Raw genomic sequence first — 22,683 nt, 5'->3', positions numbered from 1 at the left:
GAAGAGCGGGCGTCGGCGACGGACGACTCGAACCGGCCCTCAGCGATGTCGCGCTCCAGTCGAGTGCGCAGCTCGAGGGCGGCGGCGCGAGCTTCGTCACTGTACTCGCGATCCATCGTCACGCCCCTTCCCTGCGATCGTCCGAGGTGGGCCGACCATCTCGGATACGGCGATCGCCATTCTCGCATCCTCGACCGTGGCCAGTCCAGGAATCACGAGCGCTGCGAGAACTCGCGAGCCCACCACGGAAGTCACCGGATCGATCGCCTTCTCGGTCGCCCAGGTGAAACGGTTCCACCACTGCGACCGAAGGTCTGCGAGGTGGCGTTGCGCACGGTCCATCGCCGAGTTCCGCAACGCCACACCGGCGGCGAAGAGCGCGGCGGCCAATGCGGCGGTGCCACCGAATCCAGGAGAGAGCAGGTAACCCGCCCACCATTGGCCGTCCGGTACGGGCGGCGGGATCACTCGCCCCAACCCGATCCCGACAACAAGAGCGCCCGCCACAACAGCGACCGATCGCCGCGGAGGAGACTGTGGCGGCAGCGCGGAGGCGGCGGGTTCGGGGGTCACCGCATCAGTCTGTGCGAGCAGTGCGCACGGCGGGACGGACTGTGGATAAGTTGACTCCGCGCACGGCGAGCCGCGCCCAGGCCCGGGCGAGCACGGCGGCCACCGCCCCCACGACCACCCACGTCCCGAACGACCCGAGCCACCCGGTCAGGAAGAATCCGAAGAGCAGCGCGCCGACGGCGAGCACGACCAACGTGACCAGGGTCACGACCGCGAGCAGGATCGCCCGGACCGGATGCCACGCGAACGCGCGCGGACCGCTCCAGGCCGTGGCATCCGGGTTCCCTGCCGGTGAGACGACCACGAGGGCCACGACGAGCGCGGGGACGAGAGTGGCGAGGGATGCCACGGCGAGCGCGCCGACGATCACCAGCGCCAGAACCACGGCGGCGAGCGCGCGCAGCCACCGCGCACCCGAACCGCCCGAGAGAGCGACCACCGCCGTCGCCGCGGCGACGAGCGAGAGGACGGATGCCGAGAGCATCGCGAGGAACAGCGGGTCGATGGCGGGCGTCGCTCCCGGCAGGACGCACAGCGCCTGCACGACGGCGTTTCCCAGCACGACGGCCGCGACGAGCAGGACGCGCCTCACGGGGTCACCCCCGCGGCCTGGTCGATCACGGCGCTGACGCTGCCGGTGAACACCGTGTCGGAGCCCACCGTCACGGTGAAGCTGTCGGGGTCGGCCGCGGGTGAGGCTGCCGTGACCGCGGCGCCGTCCGCCGTCGTCCCGGTGCACGAGATCGCGCCGTCGGACGCCCGCGTGCACGTCGGCACGGCCTCGAGCGCGATGCCCTTCTGCTGCAGCACGTCAATCGAGGCGAAGCGCACCTCGGTCAGGTGGTTCCCGCCCACGGGCGCGATCGCGGCGACCTGCGAGCAGCCGGTCAGCGCGAGGGTCGCCGCCAGCGCGCACACCCCGAACAACCGCCTCACAGTCCCCGCTCCTTCTCGTACGCGAGGATGCGTGCCCGCTCGGTCACGTGCTGCGCCTCGAGCTGCGCGTCGGTGATCACCGACAGATCGAACGGCGCCGGCAGGAGCAGTTCGGTGTTGCGGTCGAGCGGAGATCCGCGCCGCATGAGCGGCGTCTCGGCCCAGTCGTTGGCGGCGAGCTCGCGGCTGCGCGAAGCGAGGTCGACGACCGAGCCGGAGTTCCCGGGCACGGCGGGCGAGGCGTGGTCGAGCACCGTGGTGAACAGCGACAGGGTGCCGTCGCGGTTGTCGACGATCTCCACGACCTGTTGCTGCTGCGGGAAGTCGATGCACGAAGCGGTCGTGATCTCCCAGAACCCGCCGCCCGCGTTGGTGTGCGCCAGGATCTGGTTGAGGTGCGTGTGGCCGTTCAGCCACCCCACGACGACGGGGAACTCCAGCAGCATCGCGACGAACTCGTCCGCGCCGTACAGCTTCTCGTCGACCCCTGGGCGGGTCGCGCGGTTCTCGAGCGTGAGGCTGTTGTGGTGGCTGAAGATCAGCGCGAGCACCTGGTCGCGCTGCGCGATCTCGAGCTGCGCACGCAGCCACTGCATCTGCGATTCGGGCACCGCACCGTCGGGGCCGGCGACGGCATTGCACGTGTCGAGCCCGAACGCCCGGACGCGCGGGCTCAGGTCGGCCTGCCACCACGTCTCGCCCGAGGCGAGGTTGTGGGCGGTGAAGCCGTGGCCGACGGGTCCGGGCGTGGGCTCGGTCCGGAAGTGCTCGGCCATGAAGTCCCGCTGCTCGAACAGGTAACGCTCGGGGTTGGCCGTGACCTCCTTGAACCCCGGACCCCCGGATGCCAGCCCCAGCGCCGCCAGCACCTGCGCGAGGACGCTCGTCCCCGCGGCCCATCCCTCGAGGGCCGTGGAGGCCGTGGCATCCAGGGTGTACGACTTCCGCGCGCCGACGGCGAGTGCGCGCAGCTGCGGGCTGATGTCGAAGGTTCCGAGGAGCAGGGTGTCGTGGTTGCCGTACACGGCGTACCAGGGCGCCGGGAGGCCGACGGACTGCACGGGCTGGGCGATCGCCTGCGCGAGGAGGTCGGGGAGGCGCGGGAATCCGTAGTCGCCGAAGTCGCCGCCGCTCGGATCGCCGGGACGGTACGCCCACGTCGCCTCGCTCCACGCCTGCACACCCTGCCACGTCGGCCCGCCGGTGGCCGGGTCGACCGCGAGGCCGTCCATGAGGTCGATGTACCAGCGCAGCTCGAGGTGCGAGTGCATGTCGGCGCTGTCGCCGGTGACGATCGCCGCGCTCATCGGTGCGCCCGTGAGCGGGCTGTACCGCGCGTCCGAGAAGGCCTGCACCATCGCCGCGGTCGCGTGGGGACTCAGCGGATCCTGCGGGTGGAAGGCCGAGCCCCACGCGGAGTGGTCCTGCACGATCATCGGCTCGATGCGTCCCGGGGACTGCGCCTCGATGACGTGGAGGTCGGACAGGTGGCCGAGGTACAGCAGCGAACGGCGCGCCGTGGTGCGCGTCGGCGACGGGGTGCGCCGGAGAACGTCGATGCGCGGGAGGTACGGCTCCCCCGGCCCGGTGGTGAGCGTGCGGTACTTGCCCGAGAGCACCGAGCCCTGGCGGATCGTCTGCAGCAGGGTCGACGGGACGTCCGCAGACGGCGTCGCCGCCCGCGCCAGCTGCGGTGCGAGGATGTCGAACCCGAGCCCCGTCGCGGCGGCAGCGGCGGCGGTGGCGTGCAGGAACTGACGGCGGGAGAGACCGGTCACGAGATCGTCCGTTCGGGCGGAGGAATCTCGAATGTACCGTTCGCGCATTTCAGGCGTCCAGAGCGCAGGATGCCGTGCCTCCGTGTCGCGGCGGCGGGAGCCCCCGACCGAGCGCGTCGCCTCGACGTCGAGATGCCTCCCCACACGGGTAAGGCGTACCTAAATAGACTGGATACCTCGCCGAAGGACACCCGTGACCGCCCACCCGCACCCGACCGCCGCGGCGCCCCGCGCGGGCGTCGACGCCCTCCTGCGCCTGCGGAACGTCGCCGTCACGCACTTCGAGGCCGACCGTGCGACCCCCGCCGATGTGAGCTTCGAGGTGCGCCCCGGCGAGGTGGTGCTCGTGCTCGGACCGAGCGGGTCGGGCAAGTCGACCCTGGCTCTCACGATGAACGGGCTGCTCCCCCACGCCGTCCCGGGTGAGGTCACCGGCACGGTGATCGTGAGCGGGACGGATGCCGCGACCACCCCGGTCGCCGAGCTCGCGCAGACCGTCGCGATGGTCTTCCAGGACCCCGACGCCCAGCTCATCACCGGCACCGTGCTCGACGAGGTGTGCTTCGGTCCGGAGAACCTCCGCCTCCCCGTCGCCGAGGTGCTCGCGCGAGCCGAGGAGGCCCTCCGCCGCGTGGGGCTCTGGGCCCGGCGCGACGACTCCCCCGACGTCCTCTCCGGCGGGGGTCGGCAGCGTCTCGCGATCGCGTGCGCGCTGGCCATGGCATCCCCTCTCCTGGTGCTCGACGAGCCCACGGCGAGCCTCGATCCGGCAGGCGTCGCGGAGGTCTACGCGGCGCTGCGCGAGGTCGTCGCGACCGGGGATCGGGCGATCGTGCTGATCGAGCACGACCTGGATGCCGCGGTGGAGCTCGTCGATCGGGTCGTCGCGCTCGACGGCGCGGGGCGCGTGATCGCCGACGGCGACGTCGACGAGGTCCTGCGCGGGCGGGCGATCGAGCTGCACGGACTCGGGGTCTGGCTGCCGACCGCGACGCTCGCGGCGCTGCGGCTCCGCCGCGCGGGCTATGCCCTGCCGCGACTGCCGCTCACGCCCGAGGAGCTTCGGGCGGCGCTCGAGGATGCGGCGCCCCCCGCTGTGGCATCCGTTCCGGGTCCGACCCCGGTGCGGGTCGGGGGTGCGCCGATCATCCGCGTGCGCGGTCTGAGGGTGACGCGGGGCCGCGCCACCGTGCTGCACGCCGTCGACCTCGAGGTGCGGGAGGGCGAGTTCGTCGCCGTCGTCGGCCCCAACGGTGCCGGGAAGACGACCCTGGTCCAGGCGATCGCCGGCGTCCGCCGGCCTCCGCGCGGTGCCGTCCGCATCGACGGGCGCGACGTGCGACGTCTGCCTCCTCGACGGTTGTCGCGCCACGTCGGGTTCGTGTTCCAGAACCCCGAGCACCAGTTCATCGCGACGACCGTGTACGACGAGCTCGCCCACGGCCTCCGTCGGATGCGATTCCCCGAGGCGGAGGTGCGCAGCTGCGTCGACGAGATGCTCGGGCGGTTCGGCCTCGCCGATCTCGCGGACACCCACCCGTTCCTGCTCTCGGGCGGGCAGAAACGACGACTGTCGGTGGGGACGGCGCTCGTCGGCGGGGCCCGGCTGCTCGTGCTCGACGAGCCGACCTACGGACAGGATCGCGCCCGCGCCGACGAGATGATGGCGATGCTCGACGACCTCCGCGACGGGGGCACGACGATCATCGTGGTCACGCACGATCTGCAGCTCGTCGCCGAGCACGCCGACCGGGTGGTCGTGATGGATGCCGGGCGCCTCGCCGCCGACGCCCCCGCCGATGCCGTGTTCGCCGACGCGCCGCTGCTCGAGCGCACGGGCCTGGGCGTCCCGCCCCTGCGCCGCGCGTTCACCGGGCTGCAGCGGCATCCGGAGCTGGCGGCGATCACGCGCCTCCGCGACGTCCCCGGCGGTGGATCGTGACCGCCGTCGCGCTCGCGCCGGCCCCGACGGCGTTCCTCGTCGGCCTGAACCCGCTCGCGAAGATCGCCGCGGCGCTCCCCGCGATGCTGGCGCTCGTCTTCGCGCGCGATCTCGCGACCCCCGCGACCTTCCTCGTCCTGTCGTACGTCCTGCTCCTGTGCGGCGCCCGGTGGTCTGCGCGGCTGTTCACGATGCTCGGAGCGGTCGTGCCGCTCGCGGTGATCGTGGTCGGCCTGGGCTTCGCCGTCTGGGTGGATCCCTCGATCGGCGGCGTCGCGGTACTGCGTGTCGGCGGCTGGACCCTCACCGACGGCGCCCTCGCCGTGGGCTTCTCGACCGGACTGCGCCTGGCCGCGATCATGACGCTCGCCTTCCTCGGAGGACTCACGACCGCCGGCACCGACCTCGTCCGCGCCCTCGTGCAGCAGCTGCGCGTGCCGTACCGGGTCGGCTACGCGGCCCTCGCGGCGATTCGCTTCGTCCCGCGCTTCGGTCGCGAGCTCGAGACCATCCGCCAGGCGCAGCGTGTCCGAGGGGTCGGGGGGTTCGCACCGACCCGGTGGATCCGCACCGTGGTGCCCCTTCTCGCCGGGGCGATTCGCCACGCGGAGCGGGTGGCCCTGGCCATGGACGCCCGCGCCTTCGGCGCCCACCCCGATCGCACGGAGAGGCACCTCGTCCTGTGGCGACGACGCGACACCGCGTTCGTGCTGGCGTTCTGGGCGGTGTCGGCGGCGGTGTTCCTCGCCGTGTGATCCGCGCCGTTCCGCGCCGGGCCCTCACCCTCGGGCAGAGCGCCGACCGCCGGGCGAGCGGCGGAAGGCGGACACGCCGCACACGATCGCTCCCGCGCCCATGATCAGGATGCCGCCGGCCACGAGGATCGGGTCGACCGCACCGCCGGTGCGGGCGAGATGCCGGTCGGTACCGGCACCCTCCTCCTCGACCTCGCCGGGTGGCTCCTCGACCTCGCCGGGCGGCGTCGGTGCGAGCGTGCCGCCGGGTGCCGGCGTCACCTCGACGGAGATCTCCACCGGGGTCGCCGCGACGGCCGGCGCCGCGGCGCCGACGGACGCGATGACGCCCGCGACGATGATCGCGACCACGGCGAGCGCGGACGCCACCGCACTGCGTCGCCCTTCCTCCCGCGCGTCCTCGATCTCGCGGGCATGGCGACGCTGCCGCCGACGCCGGTCGCGGAGCATGAGCAGGACGATGGCGGCCGCCGCGACGACCACGGCCGCCTGCGTCCAGGGGACGGTGGCGACGGAGGTCGTGGCGGAGTCCTGGAACGCCGGTGTCCCCTCCACGACGCTGGACGCATCCGTGACGACCGTCGCCGTCGTCGAGAACAACGGCCACACGCCCTCGATGGTGCGCGACGTCTCGCGGCTCTCCCCGGGCGCCAACTCCGCCAGCGACTCGAGCCCGGTCACGTGGGCATCGAGTCCGGCGATCCCCGAGACGGTGAGCGTTCGTTCGCCCGCGAGCCGGACGTTGCCCGTGTTGGCCGTGGAGACGCGGATCTCGAGCGCCCCCGGGAGGAACGGGTTCCAGGACGGGACGTAGGACGAGGTCACGGTGGACTGCAGGGCCGGTGCGAGCGCCCCCGCCACCCGGACCATCACCCGGAAGCCGATGCGGGATTCGACGCCGACGCTCGCCTGCTCGGAGACGATCCCCGCCGCCACTCCCGCCGGGTGGTCCCCGGGGGTGGCGTTGGCGGGGACGGTCACCGTATAGGGAACGAGGGCGCTCGCGCCCGCAGCGACCTCCACCGAGTCGGGGAGGGCGATCCACGTGCCCGCGTCGACGGACGGCCGGTCCGCGGGGAGCATGTTGAATCGCCCGGTCTCGGTGAAGTACCCGTCGGCGGCCGACAACGAGAAGCGGACGCCCTGGTCGCTGTGGTTGGTGACCTTCATCGTCCGCTGAACGGCCGTCCCCGCGTCGAGCGTGAGTTCCTCCCACGCTCCGGGCTCCACCTGCCCGTCCGCGGAGGCCGGCTGCACCGACCAGGTGACGGAATCGGATGCCGCCCGCGCGGCGCCGGGGACGACGAGGACGGCCGCGGCCGCCATGAGAAGGACGGAGAGGAGACGGAGGATCGTGAAGCGCATGGTGATGTGGGGATGCGGCGCGCGACCGTGGTGGTCGGGCGCGCCGCATCCTGTGTCCTTACTCGAAGAGCGACAGGGTGATGACGGACGAGTACTTCCCGGCCTGGACGGTCGGCTCGACCTTGAGGGTCAGGTCCGCCGTGGCGGTCGAGGACACCCCGCCTTCGGGAACCGAGGCGGCATCCCCGAGATAGAGCAGTTCCTGGTCGACGAGCCCGCGACCGGCCGGCGAGTCCGAGTCGAGGGACGTGTCGACGTCACCGCCGATCGAGACGACGCTGTCGTCCCCCGAGACCAGACGCGGGCTCCAGCCCAGATGGTCGGCTCCGATGCTGGCCCCGCCCTCGGCCTGGAAGTCGCCGGCACTGCCGAGGACGTACCAGCTGCTGCCCTCCGGGATCTGGTCCGGGGTGCGAGTGTCCGTGACCGTCACCTGGGGAAGCGAGCCCGTGAACCGACGCACGGTGTCGGTCGAGCCGTCCTCGGCGAGCGCCACCCGCCCGGGGGCGACGGTCATCGTCAGGGCACCGGGGGTCGTGGGGGCGACGATGTCGACATCGACACCGACGTCGACGCTGTCCCCCGGCTCGGCGGCCGCGGCGACGGCCGCGCCCCCGGACGCCAGGAGGAGCGCTGTCAGCGCCGCGGCGCTGATCGAGAGGTATTTGTGCATGCGTGATCCCTTCGGGTGGGCGGCGGGGGCGGACTCGGCCCGCCCCCGCCGCGCGTTCAGTTCTGGGCGTTGTAGGACGCCGTGAGGGTCTGGTTCACGGTCGCCCCGTTCACGGACCCGGTGAGGGTGACGGTCGCCTGCCCCGCGGGGACAGAGCTCTTCGTCGTGTTGATCGACGTGCTGACCTTCTTGCCGGGCTGGACGCCGGTGAAGGTCTTCTTGCCGTAGCTCGTGGCGATGGCCACGTCCACGGCGACCGCCGAGGTGTTGGTGACCTCCACCGTGACGTAGACCTTGCCCGCGAGCTTGCGCGTCGAGGCCGCGACGTTCGCCGTGAGGGCGGCATCCGCGGTGTTCGTCGTCTTGGCCACCAGCGGCGACAGGGCGAGCCAGTCGATGTTGGGGGCGTTGCCCGTGGTGTTGCCCAGGCGCAGCGAGCCGCTCGCGGTCGTCAGGTCCAGCGGCACGGTGTGGGTCCAGAAGCCGTTCCACGAGTAGTTGTTGCGGAAGGCTCCCCGCGTCGTCGCCCCGCCCTCCTCGGTCACGTCGAGGAAACGGGTGATGACGTCGGTGTTGTAGGCGTGGCCGGTGTTCTTCTCCGCGTTGGAGTAGCGCACCGTCAGGTCGTACTGACCCGCACCGAGGCCCGCCGGCCGGCTGAGCGTGGCGTAGTTGTCGGCGTTGCCGCCGAGCCATCCCAGCTGCTTGCCGGACACGTTCGTGGGCTGGCCGGGCGTCTCCAGACGTGCCGCTCCGTGCAGCGCGATCTTCGCGGCGTCCTCGCCCTCGACGCGCACGGTGGCGGTGTCGCCGTCGGCCGCGCGGGTGACGGTGACGGACTGCACCGCGGCCCCCTGGGCCGAGCCGACCTTCAGCTCGGTGATGCCTTCGGCGAGGTGCACCCGGGCCGTCGAGGTCCAGGTCCCCGCCTTGTCCGCTCCCAATCCGCCGATGCTGCGGTCGTTCAGCGTGACGGCCAGCCCGGCCGCACCGGTGGTGGTGTAGCGGATCGCGACGTCGTAGTACCCGGTCTCGCGCGCCGACGGGAAGAAGGTCGCCGTCTTGTCACCGGTGAGGGCGACGGCTCCCTTCGTGTAGTCGAGCGACGCGGAGGTCCGTGCGAGGACGGCGGGGTAGGTCGTCGTCTCCGGGCCGTCGATGCGGGTGAGGTCGAAGCGGTCGAGCGAGATGTCCGAACCGGGCAGGAGCGTCGATCCGTCCGCGCTCATCCGCACCGACAGCTCATGCCGTCCCTGCGTCAGCTGGATGGTGGTCTCGCCCCGGCCCCGGTAGCTCCAGTCGAAGCCCGCTTCGTACTCGATCGTCGCGGCGTTCTGCCCGTCGACGAACAGTGCGTGCTTCCCCGGTCCGATCTTGGAACCGTTGACACCGGCGATCGCGCCGAATCGGTACGTCCCCGTCGTCGGGACGTCGACCGTCCACGTGAGCGACGACGTGACCTTGTTCGTCGACCCGACGTCACGACCCCCGGATGCCGAGAAGGTCCAGTCCGCGGCCGGGTCCTGGTTGTACGCCGTCACGTCGCGCAGCGTGGTGTTCTCCGCCTCGATCGAGGTGGACCAGGTCGAATCGACCACCGGGGCGGCGGGGAGGGCCGGCGTGATGACAGCCTGGTAGGCGTCCAGTCGGTTGGTGCTGGGCACCTCCACCTGGATCGTGCCGCCCACGGCGACGCGCTTGGCGACCACGACCGGCGGGGCCTGTGCCTCGCCTTCCTGGCCGGACCACTCGGCCTCGCGGATCTGGATGTCGACGGTGGTGCCGAACACGGCCGGGTCGAGGCCGGACAGGTCCAGCCGCGTGGTGTTGTTCGTGCCTCCGAAGAGCACCGTGGCCTGCTTCTTCGCGGTGTCGATCGCACCGAGGCCCTGCAGGGTGTCCGGCGCGTTCAGCGACGGCGGCGTGACCGCGACCGTCTGACCGGTGAGGTCGCCGTACCACTTCAGCAGCCACCACGCGCCGTTGGCGCTGTTGTTCTTCGCCATGTTGTCGTTGAGGTTGCCCGCGTACGTCCAGTACGCGGTCTCCGCGTCGACCTTCTCGTCCTCGAACATGGCCAGCCACTGGACGAGGTTTCCGGGCACGGACATGTCGCGCCGCATGGCGTATTCGGTGATGTTCACGGGGAGGGCCGTCATCCCGAGGTCGCTCTCGATCTTGCGGTACTCCGCCAGGTGCTGCCGGAAGTACTGCAGACTGCCGCGCCCCAGTTCGTGCCACGTGAAGATGTCCGGCAGGACGTTGTTCGCCTTGGCGAACGTGAGGAAGTCCCGCGTGCGGGCCGACTGCCAGCGCGTGTCACCGTTGCCGGCGATCTTCGCCTGCGGGTAGACCTCCTTGATGGCCTGATAGACGGCCTTCCAGTCCTGGAAGTAGGTGTCCTTCATCGTCCCCCAGTCGGCGTACCAGTTGCCGCCGTCGGGCTCGTTGAAGGGGGTGAAGACGTACTTCTCGGGGTGGTCGGACTCGTCGACCACGCTCTTGACGACCTTGCGGACGATGTCGAGGTAGGTGCTGAAGTCGGAGGGGCGCTTGCCGCCGTTGTAGGCCCAGTCGGGGTAGTAGTCCTGGATGTTCGTCATCAGGTACTGCCCGCCGTTCTCGAAGAACGCGCGCTCGACCTGCAGCGGATCGCCGTTGGGGTGCTGGGCTCCGTGCGGCGCCTTCTGCGTGAGGTTGGTGGGCCGAGCGCCCGCGATGATGGCGTCCGTGGGGACGCCGTCATCCGACAGTCCGTAGAGCATCCCCGAAGCGCCGCCCTGGACGGCGCCGTCGGTCTTGCTGAAGTCGACGCCGATGACGTCGACGGTCGCGGCGCTGGCCGGTGCGGCGGCGCCGACCGCCAGACCGGACAACACCAGGGCGGACAATGCCGCGCAGGCGGTCGCTCGGCGACCCCAGCGTGCGGGCAGGTGGGGGCTGGTCACGTGTACTCCTTCGTACGTGGTGCGGGTGGTGAATCGAGGGGGAGAACGAGGGATGCGGGGGGGACCGGGGCGTCCGGCGGGTACCGGACGCCCCGGGGTTCGGTGACTTACTTGAACAGGGCGTTGACCTGCTCGTTCGCCGCCTGGAGCGCGCTCGCGTCGGAGGCGCCCTTCAGGTACGACTCGATCGCGGCCGTCATCGTGTCGTTGACGTCGGACCAGTGGTCGGCGATGGGCAGGAGCTTCGTGGTGCCGTCGGTCACCTGCTCGGTGAACCCGGTGACATCCCAGCCCTTCGCCGCGAAGGCGGCTTCGGCCTTCGCGGTCGACGTCTTGACGGCGGGGAAGACGACGGCGGCGTCGCCGATGACGTCCTGGCAGTCGGCGGACGCGAGGTACTTGACCCACTCCCACGCGGCATCCTGGTTCTTGCTTCCGGCCCAGATGCCGTCGGAGAGGCCGTTGAACAGGCTGGCGCGCTCGCCGCTCGGACCCACCGGGGTGGGAGCGACCTTGGTCGCGACCTCGTCCTGGCCGAGGTACGAACCGTTCATCCAGCTGCCGTCCGTGACGAGCGCGTAGCGTCCGGCGAGGTACCCGTTCAGCGGGTCCTGCTCGGAGAGGGCGATGTCGACGCTGGGCATGTAGCCCTTGTCGATCAGACCCTTGTACCAGGCGAGGGTGTCGGCGAAGGACGTGTCCCCGAAGTTCCACGAGCTGGTCCAGGGCGTCTTGTCGCCGTAGTACCAGTCGTTGCTCAGGGCGTACGGCGACCACGTCTGCTGGCCGCTCGCGTTCAGGCCGTTGCCGCTGAGCGCGAGGCCGTAGACGGCGACCTTGCTCTTGTCGAAGCCGGCCTCGTCGCCGCGGACGCCGTTCTGGTCGACGGTCAGGTGGGCGACGAGCTTCTCGAAGGATCCGCCGTCGGTCGTGTTCCACGCGAGGTCGGCGAGCTGGTCGGCCGTGTAACCGGCATCCGTGACCATCTTCTCGTTGTAGAACGTCGCGACGGTGTCGAAGTCCTTGGGCAGGCCGTACCGGCCGCCGTCCTGGTTGGTCCACAGGTCGGCAAGGCCGTCCTGGTAGATGCCGAGGTCCAGGCCGTCCTTCTCGACGCGGTCCGAGATGTCGAGCAGCTGGCCCTGCGAGACGAACTGCGGGTAGTACGACAGGTGGTCGGCGAAGACGTCCGGGGCGGTGCCCGAGGCGAAGCCCGTCGTCAGGCCCTGCCAGTAGTCCGACCAGCCGAACTGCTCGATCTTCACCGTGATGCCCGACGACTTCTGGAAGTCGTCCGCGCACTGCTGGTAGGCGGGCTGCTGGTTGCTGTCCCAGAGCCAATAGGTGATGGATTTCTCCCCGGAGGCGTCGCCGCCCCCGGTCGAGGAGCAACCGGCGAGGAGCGCGGGGACGGCCGCGGCGACGGCGACGACCGCGACGGTGCGGCGCGCGCGTGAGGTGAAGCGCATGGGATTGCCTTTCATTGTGTGGACGTGCGTCGGGATTCCCCCCGGCGGCGCGGGTCGCCGGAAGGGGCTGTGGGGCGGGGGGTCATTTGATTCCGGAGTAGCCGAGGTTGTCGACGAGCTTCCGGCCGAAGAGGACGAAGAGGACGAAGATGGGCAGGGCCGCGACGAGGGTTCCGGCCATGAGGCCGGCCCAGTCCGGGCCCGTCTGCGGGGTCTGGGAGCGGAAGATCCCCAGCGCGACGGTGAGCACGCGCGCGTCGTCGGCTCGACCGACGAGGAGGGGCCAGAAGTACTCGCCCCACGCGGTGATGTAGGTCAGGAGCGCCAGCGTGAAGACCGGCGTCGACGACATCGGGAGCACGATCCGGAAGAAGATCCGCAGGTGCCCCGCGCCGTCGATCTTCGCCGACTCTTCGACCTCGCGGCTGATGCCGAGGAAGAACTGCCGCATGAAGAAGATCGCGAAGGGGGTCATGAAGAAGAACGGCAGGATGATGCCGGCCAGCGTGTTCAGCAGCCCCAGGTCGCGGATGAGGATGAAGTTGGGCAGCTGCACGAAGATCGGCGGGATCATCAGCGCCGTGAGGAAGAGGAAGAAGACGACGTCCCGTCCCTTCCACTCCAGGCGGGCGAAGGCGTAGGCGGCCATGGAGGAGAACAGCACCTGTCCGATCGTGATGACGGTGGCCACGATCACGGTGTTGCGCAGGTAGAGCCAGAAGTTGATCGATCCCGTCGTGCCGCCCTCGGCCACCGCCTGCTCCGGCGACGACAGGCCGAGCACGCGGGCGAAGCCGCCCCAGCTGAAGTCGACGGGGAGCAGGCTCCCCGCGTTGGTGTAGAGCGCGGTATTCGTGGAGAGGGCGGTGCGCAGCATCCAGTAGAAGGGGAACAGCGTGACGATCAGGATGACGACGAGGCACGCCCACGCGACGATGCGGCCGATGTTGATCCGGCGACGGGATGCCGGCGGGGCGGCGGACTCGCCCGCGGCGGCCTCGGTGGCCCGGGGCGGTGTGATGACAGCGGTCATGAGGGGCTCCTAAGCCAGGTCCGAGGAGTTCGAGCGCATGATCTTGAGCTGGAAGTAGGCGACCAGGGCCAGGACGACCAGCAGGAACACCGACATGGCCGACGCGTATCCGAGATCGAACTTCTCGAAGGCCTGTTGGTAGATGTAGTAGTAGATGACCCGCGTCGAGTTGATCGGGCCTCCCTGGGTGGTGACGGCCACGGTGTCGAAGATCTGGAACGATCCGACGAGCGTGATGACGAGGACGAGCGCCAGGACGGGCCGCAGCAGCGGGAGGGTGATCGAGCGGAACATCCGCACCTCGGAGGCGCCGTCCAGGGCCGCCGCCTCGTAGAGCTGGGTGGGGATGGTCTGCAGCCCGGCGAACACCAGGAGCGCCGTGTAGCCGACGTAGCGCCAGACGTTGATCAGCGCGATGGTCGGGATGGCCAGCGTCTCGTTTCCGAAGAACGCCATCCGGTCGCCGCCGATCGCGTCGAGGAAGACGTTGATGATGCCGGTGGAGTAGTCCATCATCCAGAACCACACGAGCGCGACGACGACGTTCGCGACCAGGTAGGGCAGCAGGATGATGCCGCGGATGACCGCGGACCGCGTGAGGCGGTGCATGAGCACGGCGATCGCGACGGCGAGGACGGTCTGCACACCGATGTTGATGACGACGTACTCGACGGTGACGCCGAGGGCGTTCCAGAACAGCGGGTCACCGAACATTCGGGTGTAGTTGGCGACTCCGACGAACTCGCCCGCCCCGATCAGGTTCTGGTCGGTGAAGCTGAACCAGATCCCCCGGAGGGAAGGGATCAGGTAGAACGCGAGGAAGCCGAGCGCGGCCGGAGCGATGAAGAAGAGGGCGACCTTCGCGTCGCCGCGGCGTCGGCGCTTGCCCGTGGGGGCGACGATCGCCCGGGTGTTCAGGGGACTCGTTCGGGTGCTCACTGCAGGGCCTCCACATTCACGACGACACAGGTATCGGGATCCAGAGCGGGGATGTGGATGCCGATCTCCCCCAGGGCGGCGCCGCTGAGCACCGTGCCCTCGCGGAACCACGACGGGTGGATCCGGGGATCGAAGGGCCGCGGGTCCGCGGGCCCGCCGACGGTCACCCGGTACTCGCTCTGCGGGTCCAATCCGGGCAGGCGCACCCGATCGACCGGCCAGGTCACGGGGCGCTCACGCAGCGTCACCTCGTAGAGCGCGCGGGTCCGGTCTTCGGCGACGGCGCCGTGGAGCCAGAGATCCCCGCCTTCGAGCGTGCGCCGCACGACGGTCCCCGAGTGGATGAGGCCGCGGACGTCCTTGTAGTACGCGACCCACTCCGCCAGCCGCGCGATCTCGCCCTCCGAGGCGGACGTGAGATCCCACTCGATGCCGAAGTGGCCGAAGAGGGCGGTCGCGGCGCGGAAGTCGAGGTCGAGGCGGCGCCGGGTGGTGTGCGCGCGGTCCGCGCCGATGTGGCTGCCGACGAGCTCGGGCGGGAGGAGCTGAGCGGTCCATCGCTGGATCTGCTGGCGTTCCCGCGCGTCGATGCAGTCCGACGCCCAAACCCGATCGGTGTGGTCGAGGATCTCCAGGTCGACCCGCGCCCCGCCGGAGGAGCACGACTCGATCTCCAGCCCGGGGCAGTCGGCGCGCACGGCATCGAGGAGCCGGTACGTCGCGTACGTCTGCTCGTGGACGCCCGCGCGGCCGGTCCGCGTGGAGCCCGCCTCGATGAGGTCGCGGTTGTGGTCCCACTTGATGTAGTCGATGCCGTACTCGCGGACGAGCGAGACGATCTGCCGGCGCACGTGCTCGAAGGCGCCCGGGTGCGAGAGGTCCAGCACCTGCTGGTGACGGAAGTCGACCGGCAGGCGCCCCGGCACCTGGAGCAGCCACTCGGGGTGCGCCTGGGCGAGCTCGGAGCGCACGTTGACCATCTCGGGCTCGAACCAGAGTCCGAACTCCATGCCGCGCTGCTTCACGCCGTCGACCAGGGCGCGGAAGCGTCCCCCGCCCCAGACGTCCTCGGCGACCACCCAGTCGCCCAGCCCGGAGGTGTCGTCGCGTCGGGAACCGAACCAGCCGTCGTCCAGGACGAACCGCTCCACCCCCACACGCTGCGCGGCGTCCGCGAGCTCCAGGATGCGCGGGAGGTCGTGGTCGAAGTAGACGGCCTCCCACACGTTCATCACGACCGGTCGAACCGACCGCGGGTGGGCGGCCCGGGCGCGGAGGTGGCGGTGGAACCGGCCGGCCACGTCATCCAGCCCCCGCCCGTAGGCGGCGAAGACCGAGGGCGTGCGGTACGTCTCGCCGCGACCGAGGCGGATCTCCCCCGGAAGCAGCAGCTCTCCGCCCATGAGGACCCGTTCCCCCGAGAACGCGCGCTCCGCGAGGAGGCGGTGGTTCCCGCTGAACGCCACGTGCAGGCCCCAGGCCTCTCCGCGGTCGAAGTCGAGGTCCGCCGACCCGGCGATGAGGAGGGTCGCGGCGTCCGCCCCGGTGCGTCCGTGGCGTCCCTCGCGCAGGTGCGTGCCGACGGTGAAGTCGCGCCACTGCGGCATCTTCTCCTTCGCCCACCGTCCGGCCAGATCGAACAGGACCTCGGCGCGATGCGGTACGAGCAGAGCCAGCTGCAGGTCGTTGACGGTGTAGTAGCCGTCCGCTTCGTTGGTCACCTCGGCGTCGAATCGCACCAGGCCGCTGGGAAGCATCTCGATGACCATCAGGAGCCGGAGTCGGGCGTCGAGGTCACGGGCGTCCACCTCGACGCGGCCTCCCCGGTCGTCGTCGATGAGGACGCGCACCGCGTCGGGGACGAACTTCGTCGACCACGAGCCCCCGGACCGGTGCCCGGACAGACCCGGCGTCCCGGTCCATCCGGTGGAGTTCTCGGGGAGGACGGAGACGACCACCGCGCCGTCCACCCCGTTGGTCGCCAGGGGCGCCTGCGCGTGCAGCGCGATCTCGCGGGCGGTGTCCGTACCCGCGTCGGGGAGGTCGGCGCCCCAGTGGACGACGTGGGGGAGCGCGCTCTGCGGGACGGCCAGGATGAGCGCCGCTCCGGCTGCACGCAGCGTCACGACCGAGGGCCAGGGTTCCGGGAGGTCGCCCTGCACTTCGGAGATCGCTTGCGTCGTCACAGCCTCTTCGCCTTCCTTGATCCATCGTCGGATCGTCCTGCAAACGTTGGTCAAATTAGCATGGCCTCCGCCGCTCTGCAAACGTTGGTCAAAGTTTTCGCAGCCGCCGAAGGGAAAGTCCTCGCGACCGTGGACCAACGTTGGTCATAGGCTGTGCGAATGCCGATCGAACGCGACGTCCCGGGGATCGTCGACGTCGCCGCCAAAGCCGACGTCAGCGTGTCCACGGTCTCGCGCGTCCTCTCGGGCCGCACGCGCGTGAGCGACCGCCTCCGCTCCAAGGTCGAGGCCGCCGTCCAGGAGCTGGGGTACCGGCCCAATGCGGCCGCCCAGTCCCTGGTGCGCGGTCGCAGCTCCACGATCGCCGTCTTCGCCCGCAACACCATCCGTTACGGCTACGCCGCGACGCTGCAGGGAATCGAGGAGGCGGCACGCGCCGCGGGATACGTCATCATGATCGCGGTCGTCGAGTCGGGCGATCCGGCCGAGCTCGCCCGGGCCGTCGACGGCACCCTCTCGCAGACCCTCGCCGGCGCGATCGTCATCGAGTTCGACGAGGTCGGGGTCAAGACCCTGGCCGCGATGCCGACGAGCCTGCCCGTGGTCGCCGCCGCGGGCGCGCGTCGTGCGCGCGGCACGACGCCGCACGCGTTCCTCGACGACTACGCCGGCGGCTACGAAGCGACGCGTTACCTCCTGTCCCTCGGCCACGAGACCGTCCATCATCTGGCCATCCCCGCGACACGGCCCCGCAGCGGCCGCGCCTGGGGGTGGCGGAAGGCGCTCGAGGATGCCGGCGCGGCGGTGCCCGCGCTGGTGCAGGCCGACTACTCCCCCACCTCGGGCTACGACACGGCGCGCGGACTGCTCGGGGTACCGGGACTCACCGCTCTCCTCTGCGGAAACGACGAACTCGCCATCGGCGCGGCGCGGGCGTTCCAGGAGGGCGGACGGCGGATCCCCGACGACATCAGCATCGTCGGCTTCGACGATCAGCCCTTCGCGCGCATGTGGAATCCGTCGCTGACGACCGTCCAGCAGGACTTCGTCGACCTGGGGCGCCGCACCTTCGGGCTTCTCGAACAGTGGCTCGCCTCGGGCGAGCGTGCGCAGGACTCCGCCGTCACACCGTCCCTCGTCATCCGGGAGAGCAGCGCGAGTCCACCGCGCACGGTGTCGGCGAACCACTGACGTCTCGGCCGGGCACCCGTGAAGCGGCGCCCCGCCGACCGGCCGCTCACTCCGGCATCCACTCGCTCAGTACGTCGGCGCGGCCGGGAGACCGAAGAACTCCTCGAGCGTCGTGAAACCCCCGTCGTGATAGGCCTTCGCGAGTTCGGGCCCGATGTAACGGAGGTGCCACGCCTCGGGCTCGTACCCGGTGACGTCGATGCGGCCGACGTCGTACCGGGTGATGAAGCCGTACTCCCAGGCGTGGTCGCGCACCCACGCGCCCTGACTCGACCCGGCGACGTCATCGAGGGTGCCGCAGGACCGGTTGCACGGCACGATGTCGACCGCCAGCCCCGACTGGTGCTCGCTGAACCCGGCGCGCGCGCTCTCGCGGTCGGCTTCTTCCACCCCGCCGACCGCGACGCGATCCGCGTACGTCGCCTGCTGGTTCTCGTAGGAGCGGAAGGCGCTGAGATACCCGATCTCGCCCACCCCGGCATCCGCGGCCGCGCCCACGAGCGTCGTCAACGCGTCGGCCGCGGTCCGGCGCAGACCCGATTCCTTGAGGGCGCGCACATCGTCGGGCATCACGAGGTCGCCGGGCCGGTAGTCGGCGGGGTCGAACGGACGCTTCTTGTTCACCACGACCCATTCGCGGTTCGGGTCCGACAGCGAGATGCACGGAGCGATCCCGGATGCCACGGCGGACCGGAACGCCCCCGCCCCGCCGATCGCGGCGATCGTCGCGGTGTCGTCGCCCGTTGCGAGGACGGCGGTGAACGCCGGGTCGTCGCACGGGCTCGTCGGTGCGGGCGCCTCGGCGATCACCGGGACGGGCAGGCCCTCCGCCGGCACCGCCGGTGGACCGACCATCGCCGCCGCCTCGGGCGCGGCCACCGGGGTGGACACGTTTCCCGCCGTCGCAATGCCCGCGGCGATGAGTCCCGCGGCCACGGCCATCAGCCCGAGCGCCAGCACCGCCACCCGTCGACGGACCCGCCGTGGGCGCGAAGCCCACCGCACGCCGAGACCCGCGGCCGAGGGCGCATCGCGGCGCAGGCGCCGCGTCATCGGCGCGACCGGCTCTCCCGGAGGCGTGACCACCTCGATCGCTTCCGTCGCCCGCCGTTCGGCCTCGGCGCGCGCGGCGCGGCGGGGCGAGAGCTCGGGATCGAAGGAAGTCACTCGACCCATTCTCTCCCGCCGCTCCGGGCCGGTCGAGGGGGCGCACGGACGGGCACGGAATCCCCCGTTGCCCGGAAGCGCCCGCCCGGGCAGGGTGGGAGAGGTGGAATCCGACCGGGGGGCAACGATGATCGACGACCACGACCGCGAAGCGCTGCGTACGGTTGCCCGCTACCTGGAGCACGTGCAGAGGGTCGCCGCAGACGACCACGCGGACGGACGCAGCGCGTTGGCCGACGTCATCTCCGACCATCTGGGGGTGGATGCCGCGACCGTCCCCGTCACGACGGAGTCGCTGTCGCTGCACCGGTACGTGGATGCGGACATCGCCCTCGACGAGCTGACGGCCGTCGGCGGGGGCCGCGTCATCGGCGTCACGGGCGGCGACCAGCGGTGGCACGTCTCGGCATCCGAGCTCCTGGCGTCCTCCTACGCGCGGTTCGCACCCGGCCCCATCTCGTACGAGACGCGGGCGATCGGTCCGGGCGTCGAGCGACGCGTCGTCGCGTTCGGCGTTCGGCTCCTGACGTTCGACGGGCACCCCCTGGCGGTGGTGCAGCGTTCGAGTTCGCCGAACGTCATGCCGCCGGCCGCACGGCTGGAAGTGTTCGGATCCGACCCGGATGCCACGAGCGCCGCGCTCGCCGAGATCCGCCGCCTCATGGTCGAGCGGAGCGTGCTGCGCGGCCAGGTGCTGTCGTTCGCGCCGACCGAGTACGGGTCGCACGCGGGAGCGACGTTCCTCCCCCGCCCCTCCGTCGAGGCCGACGACGTCGTACTCGCGGACGGAGTCCTGCAGAGGATCGTCGACCACGTCGTGGGCATCGGCGACCAGCGCGATGTGCTGCGCGCCGCGGGGCAGCACCTCAAGCGCGGTGTCCTGCTGTACGGACCGCCCGGCACCGGCAAGACACTGACGGTGCGCCATCTGCTGTCGCGCACACCGGGCACCACCGCAGTCGTGCTCACCGGGTCGAGCATCCGCTTCGTGTCCGCGGCCGCGGAGATCGCGCGCACGTTCGCGCCCGCGCTCGTCGTGCTCGAGGACATCGACCTCGTCGCCGCCGACCGCGCGTACTCCCCCGAGCCGGTCCTCTTCGACGTGCTCGACGCGTTGGACGGCCTGGAACCGGATGCCGACATTGCATTCGTGATGACCACGAACCACGTGCAGATCCTCGAGGAAGCCCTCGCGGCCCGCCCCGGCCGCGTCGACCTCGGCGTCGAGATCGCCCTGCCCGATGTCACCGCCCGGCGCCGCCTGTTCCAGCATTACGCGGGCAGCCTCCCCTTCTCCGCCGAGGCGCTGCACGCCGCCGCCGAGCGCGCCGAGGGCACGACCGGCTCGTTCGCGAAAGAGCTGGTGCGCCGCGCGGTTCTGCGGGCGGCGCTCCGCGGTGACGAGCTGCCTACCGACGACGACCTCGCGGCCGCGCTCGACGACCTGCTGTCGTCCGGCGCAGCGCTGACCCGGCTGTTGCTCGGCGGACGGGAGTCTCTTTCTTCTAGTCAGTGACGCAGGCGCTTGCCAATTCATAGAACACATGTTCCCATTAGGGGATGAGGTGGCAGGGACAGAAGCTCGGCGTCGACGACACGGCGGCGCTTCCCGGCATGGAGCGCATGGACGGTCTCGTCCGTTCGGTGACGACTCCCGAGTTCGCCGGGATGACCTTCCACGAAGTGCTCGCCAAGACGGCGCTCAACCGCGTCCCGGGCGCCTCGGCCATGCCTTTCGACTGGACGGTGAACCCCTACCGAGGATGCAGTCATGCTTGTGCCTACTGCCTGTCCCCCGACACGCTCATCATGACCGCCGACGGGAGACATGTGCCTCTCCGCGAGGTCAAGATCGACGACGAGATCATCGGCACGCAGAAGCAGGGCGCCTACCGCCGATTCGTGCGCACGACGGTCACAGCCAAGTGGCCCACGAGAAAGCGCGCCTTTCGGGTGACGTTGGCCGACGGAACGGAGATCGTCGCCAGCGCTGACCACCGCTTCCTCACCGAGCGAGGGTGGAAGTTCGTCTCCGGCGCGATGCAGGGGGCGAATCAGCGCCCCTATCTGACGACGTCGAACCGCCTGCAGGGGTTCGGTCTGGGCACCCCGATCGCTCATCCCATCGAGAGCGAAGACCGCAAGCAGGGGTATGTCACCGGCATGATCCGCGGCGACGGCATGATCTTTCACCGAAAATACGACGACGGACATCGGGTCCGCGACATTCACCGATTCCGCCTCGCGCTGGCAGACCCGGAGCCGCTGGCGCTGACTCGCGCCTACATGGATGACCTCGATATCCAGACGACGCAACGCCCATTCACGGTGCCTGAGGGATACCGGCCGATGACGGCTCTGCACACCGCGCGTTCAGCGGACATCGCCCGCCTCGAGGATCACATCAGGGTCCCGCAACACCGATCCTCGGAGTGGCTCGCGGGATTCCTGGGTGGGATCTTCGACGCAGAGGGGTCCTGCTCCCGCGGCATCCTGAGAATCTCGAACGCGAACATCGAACTGCTCGATCTGATCGAGGAGGGCTTCGCACACTTCGGCTTCGATGCCGTGCGCGAGAGCAAGACGACCACCGACGTGTGCTCCGTTCGACTTCGCGGCGGGCTGGCTGCGCGACAGCGCTTCTTCCGTATCGCGCGCCCTGCCCTGCCGCGGATACTCGACGTCGTGGGGACCGCCGTGAAGACCAGCTCCGACCTTCGCGTCATCGCTGTGGAAGACCTCGGGTACGAGATCGACATGATCGATATCAGCACCGGCACGGGTGACTTCATCGCCAACGGCGTCGTCAGCCACAACTGCTTCGCCCGCAAGACGCACGAGTACCTGGACCTCGACTCGGGGGCCGACTTCGACTCCCAGATCGTGGTGAAGATCAACGTCGCCGACGTGCTGCGCAGCGAGCTGCGGCGCGGGTCGTGGGCGCGGGAACCCGTGATGCTCGGCACGAACACCGATCCGTATCAGCGGGCCGAGGGTCGCTACCGCCTGATGCCCGACATCATCGATGCGCTCGCCGAGAACCGCACGCCGTTCTCGATCCTCACCAAGGGCACGCTGCTCCGGCGTGACCTTCCGCTCCTCACCGATGCGGCGAAAGAGGTGCGGGTGACGCTCGCGATGTCGATCGCGGTGTTCGACGATGCGCTGCAACGATCGCTCGAGCCCGGCACCCCCACCGCGGAGGCGCGGCTCGACACCGTTCGGGCGGCGACCGCGGCCGGGTTCCGCGTGACGGTCTTCCTCATGCCGATCCTCCCGCACCTCACCGACTCGGTCGCCGCCCTCGACCACGCTCTCGGGCGCATCCGTGCCGCCGGCGCGACGAGGGTCGTTTACGGGGCACTTCACCTTCGGCCCGGGGCGAAGGAGTGGTTCCTGCAGTGGCTCGAGCGCGAGCACCCGGAACTCGTCTCCTCCTACCGTGGTCTGTACCCGGGGGTGTCGGCGCAGGCACCGCAGGCCTACCGGCGCTGGCTCGGTAAGCGCGTGCAGCCGCTGCTGCGGATGCATCGCCTCGACGGATGGGACGAGGATGACCACCCGCGCGGCCGGCCGCAGCCGGGGCTCGCCGCGCGCACGGCGACCACACCGCGACTCGGGCCCGTCCGCACCACCGGGTCGGCGGCATCCGCCCGCCCGTCCGTCGCCCCCGCGAGCGAACCCACCCTGTTCTGAAACGGCGAAAGCCCCGCCCGCACACGGCGGAC

General features: G+C 70.7%; 17 protein-coding genes. 5 read left to right on the top strand and 12 right to left on the bottom strand.

What is annotated here, in order from left to right; all coding sequences use genetic code 11:
• Positions 1–96: 96 nt before the first annotated feature.
• From P8R59_RS07800 to P8R59_RS07785, 4 genes are read right to left on the bottom strand one after another with little or no spacing between them, the layout of a single operon-like run.
• On the bottom strand, positions 97–573 hold the full coding sequence (locus tag P8R59_RS07800; RefSeq protein ID WP_278103464.1) for a hypothetical protein: 477 nt from the start codon (positions 571–573) through the stop codon (positions 97–99).
• A gap of 4 nt (positions 574–577) precedes the next feature.
• Positions 578–1,165 (bottom strand): hypothetical protein, encoded by a 588-nt coding sequence (locus P8R59_RS07795; RefSeq protein WP_278103463.1) that lies wholly within the window; start codon positions 1,163–1,165, stop codon positions 578–580.
• Positions 1,162–1,509: a hypothetical protein gene (locus tag P8R59_RS07790; RefSeq protein ID WP_278103462.1), complete on the bottom strand. Its 348-nt coding sequence runs from the start codon at positions 1,507–1,509 to the stop codon at positions 1,162–1,164. The genes P8R59_RS07795 and P8R59_RS07790 overlap by 4 nt, the downstream gene beginning before the upstream one ends.
• On the bottom strand, positions 1,506–3,287 hold the full coding sequence (locus tag P8R59_RS07785) for a TIGR03767 family metallophosphoesterase (RefSeq protein ID WP_278103461.1): 1,782 nt from the start codon (positions 3,285–3,287) through the stop codon (positions 1,506–1,508). The genes P8R59_RS07790 and P8R59_RS07785 overlap by 4 nt, the downstream gene beginning before the upstream one ends.
• 193 nt (positions 3,288–3,480) lie before the next feature.
• Here P8R59_RS07785 and P8R59_RS07780 point away from each other — a divergent pair, with 193 nt between their 5' ends.
• Both P8R59_RS07780 and P8R59_RS07775 read left to right on the top strand, forming a co-directional pair.
• On the top strand, positions 3,481–5,229 hold the full coding sequence (locus P8R59_RS07780; protein ID WP_278103460.1) for an ABC transporter ATP-binding protein: 1,749 nt from the start codon (positions 3,481–3,483) through the stop codon (positions 5,227–5,229).
• Positions 5,226–5,984: an energy-coupling factor transporter transmembrane component T gene (locus P8R59_RS07775; protein ID WP_278103459.1), complete on the top strand. Its 759-nt coding sequence runs from the start codon at positions 5,226–5,228 to the stop codon at positions 5,982–5,984. Before P8R59_RS07780 ends, P8R59_RS07775 begins: the two co-directional genes overlap by 4 nt.
• 24 nt (positions 5,985–6,008) lie before the next feature.
• On the opposite strand, the gene P8R59_RS07770 is transcribed toward P8R59_RS07775, so the two are convergent.
• From P8R59_RS07770 to P8R59_RS07740, 7 genes are all read right to left on the bottom strand, one after another.
• The gene (locus P8R59_RS07770; RefSeq protein WP_278103458.1) at positions 6,009–7,349 is read right to left on the bottom strand and encodes a COG1470 family protein; all 1,341 of its coding nucleotides are present in this window, start codon (positions 7,347–7,349) and stop codon (positions 6,009–6,011) included.
• Positions 7,350–7,407: 58 nt separating this feature from the next.
• Positions 7,408–8,022, bottom strand: a complete 615-nt coding sequence (locus P8R59_RS07765) for a hypothetical protein (protein WP_278103457.1) — start codon at positions 8,020–8,022, stop codon at positions 7,408–7,410.
• Between the two features lie 56 nt (positions 8,023–8,078).
• Complete coding sequence (locus tag P8R59_RS07760) at positions 8,079–10,970, bottom strand: hypothetical protein (RefSeq protein ID WP_278103456.1); 2,892 nt, start codon at positions 10,968–10,970, stop codon at positions 8,079–8,081.
• A 107-nt stretch (positions 10,971–11,077) separates the two neighbouring features.
• Complete coding sequence (locus P8R59_RS07755; RefSeq protein ID WP_278103455.1) at positions 11,078–12,439, bottom strand: ABC transporter substrate-binding protein; 1,362 nt, start codon at positions 12,437–12,439, stop codon at positions 11,078–11,080.
• Between the two features lie 82 nt (positions 12,440–12,521).
• Positions 12,522–13,472 (bottom strand): carbohydrate ABC transporter permease, encoded by a 951-nt coding sequence (locus tag P8R59_RS07750; RefSeq protein WP_278103454.1) that lies wholly within the window; start codon positions 13,470–13,472, stop codon positions 12,522–12,524.
• 9 nt (positions 13,473–13,481) lie between these two features.
• Positions 13,482–14,411: a carbohydrate ABC transporter permease gene (locus P8R59_RS07745; RefSeq protein ID WP_278103453.1), complete on the bottom strand. Its 930-nt coding sequence runs from the start codon at positions 14,409–14,411 to the stop codon at positions 13,482–13,484.
• Entirely contained in the window at positions 14,408–16,597 is a 2,190-nt protein-coding gene (locus P8R59_RS07740; RefSeq protein ID WP_278103452.1) for an alpha-galactosidase, read from the bottom strand. The genes P8R59_RS07745 and P8R59_RS07740 overlap by 4 nt, the downstream gene beginning before the upstream one ends.
• A 159-nt stretch (positions 16,598–16,756) precedes the next feature.
• Here P8R59_RS07740 and P8R59_RS07735 point away from each other — a divergent pair, with 159 nt between their 5' ends.
• On the top strand, positions 16,757–17,788 hold the full coding sequence (locus P8R59_RS07735) for a LacI family DNA-binding transcriptional regulator (protein WP_278103451.1): 1,032 nt from the start codon (positions 16,757–16,759) through the stop codon (positions 17,786–17,788).
• A gap of 66 nt (positions 17,789–17,854) precedes the next feature.
• Here P8R59_RS07735 and P8R59_RS07730 read toward each other — a convergent pair whose 3' ends face one another.
• Positions 17,855–18,955: a M15 family metallopeptidase gene (locus tag P8R59_RS07730; RefSeq protein ID WP_278103450.1), complete on the bottom strand. Its 1,101-nt coding sequence runs from the start codon at positions 18,953–18,955 to the stop codon at positions 17,855–17,857.
• A gap of 127 nt (positions 18,956–19,082) precedes the next feature.
• Between P8R59_RS07730 and P8R59_RS07725 the strand changes: the two genes are divergently transcribed.
• Entirely contained in the window at positions 19,083–20,471 is a 1,389-nt protein-coding gene (locus P8R59_RS07725) for an AAA family ATPase (protein WP_278103449.1), read from the top strand.
• 44 nt (positions 20,472–20,515) lie between these two features.
• Positions 20,516–22,651 carry an intein-containing Rv2578c family radical SAM protein gene (locus tag P8R59_RS07720; RefSeq protein WP_278103448.1) on the top strand — a complete coding sequence of 712 codons (2,136 nt, stop codon included), beginning with the start codon at positions 20,516–20,518 and terminating at the stop codon, positions 22,649–22,651.
• Positions 22,652–22,683 lie beyond the last annotated feature (32 nt).

Source organism: Microbacterium proteolyticum (assembly GCF_029639405.1).
Classification (GTDB): Bacteria; Actinomycetota; Actinomycetes; order Actinomycetales; family Microbacteriaceae; genus Microbacterium.
Note: the sequence above shows the minus strand (reverse complement) of the source record. Positions and strands in the feature narration are given on the sequence as shown.

What these genes read in the sequence shown, in the direction of transcription:
- P8R59_RS07770 (WP_278103458.1), bottom strand. Translation starts at nt 7,349, where the DNA reads ATGCGCTTCACGATCCTCCGTCTCCTCTCCGTCCTTCTCATGGCGGCC.
- P8R59_RS07765 (WP_278103457.1), bottom strand. Translation starts at nt 8,022, where the DNA reads ATGCACAAATACCTCTCGATCAGCGCCGCGGCGCTGACAGCGCTCCTC.
- P8R59_RS07755 (WP_278103455.1), bottom strand. Translation starts at nt 12,439, where the DNA reads ATGCGCTTCACCTCACGCGCGCGCCGCACCGTCGCGGTCGTCGCCGTC.
- P8R59_RS07750 (WP_278103454.1), bottom strand. Translation starts at nt 13,472, where the DNA reads ATGACCGCTGTCATCACACCGCCCCGGGCCACCGAGGCCGCCGCGGGC.
- P8R59_RS07735 (WP_278103451.1), top strand. Translation starts at nt 16,757, where the DNA reads ATGCCGATCGAACGCGACGTCCCGGGGATCGTCGACGTCGCCGCCAAA.
- P8R59_RS07725 (WP_278103449.1), top strand. Translation starts at nt 19,083, where the DNA reads ATGATCGACGACCACGACCGCGAAGCGCTGCGTACGGTTGCCCGCTAC.
- P8R59_RS07720 (WP_278103448.1), top strand. Translation starts at nt 20,516, where the DNA reads ATGAGGTGGCAGGGACAGAAGCTCGGCGTCGACGACACGGCGGCGCTT.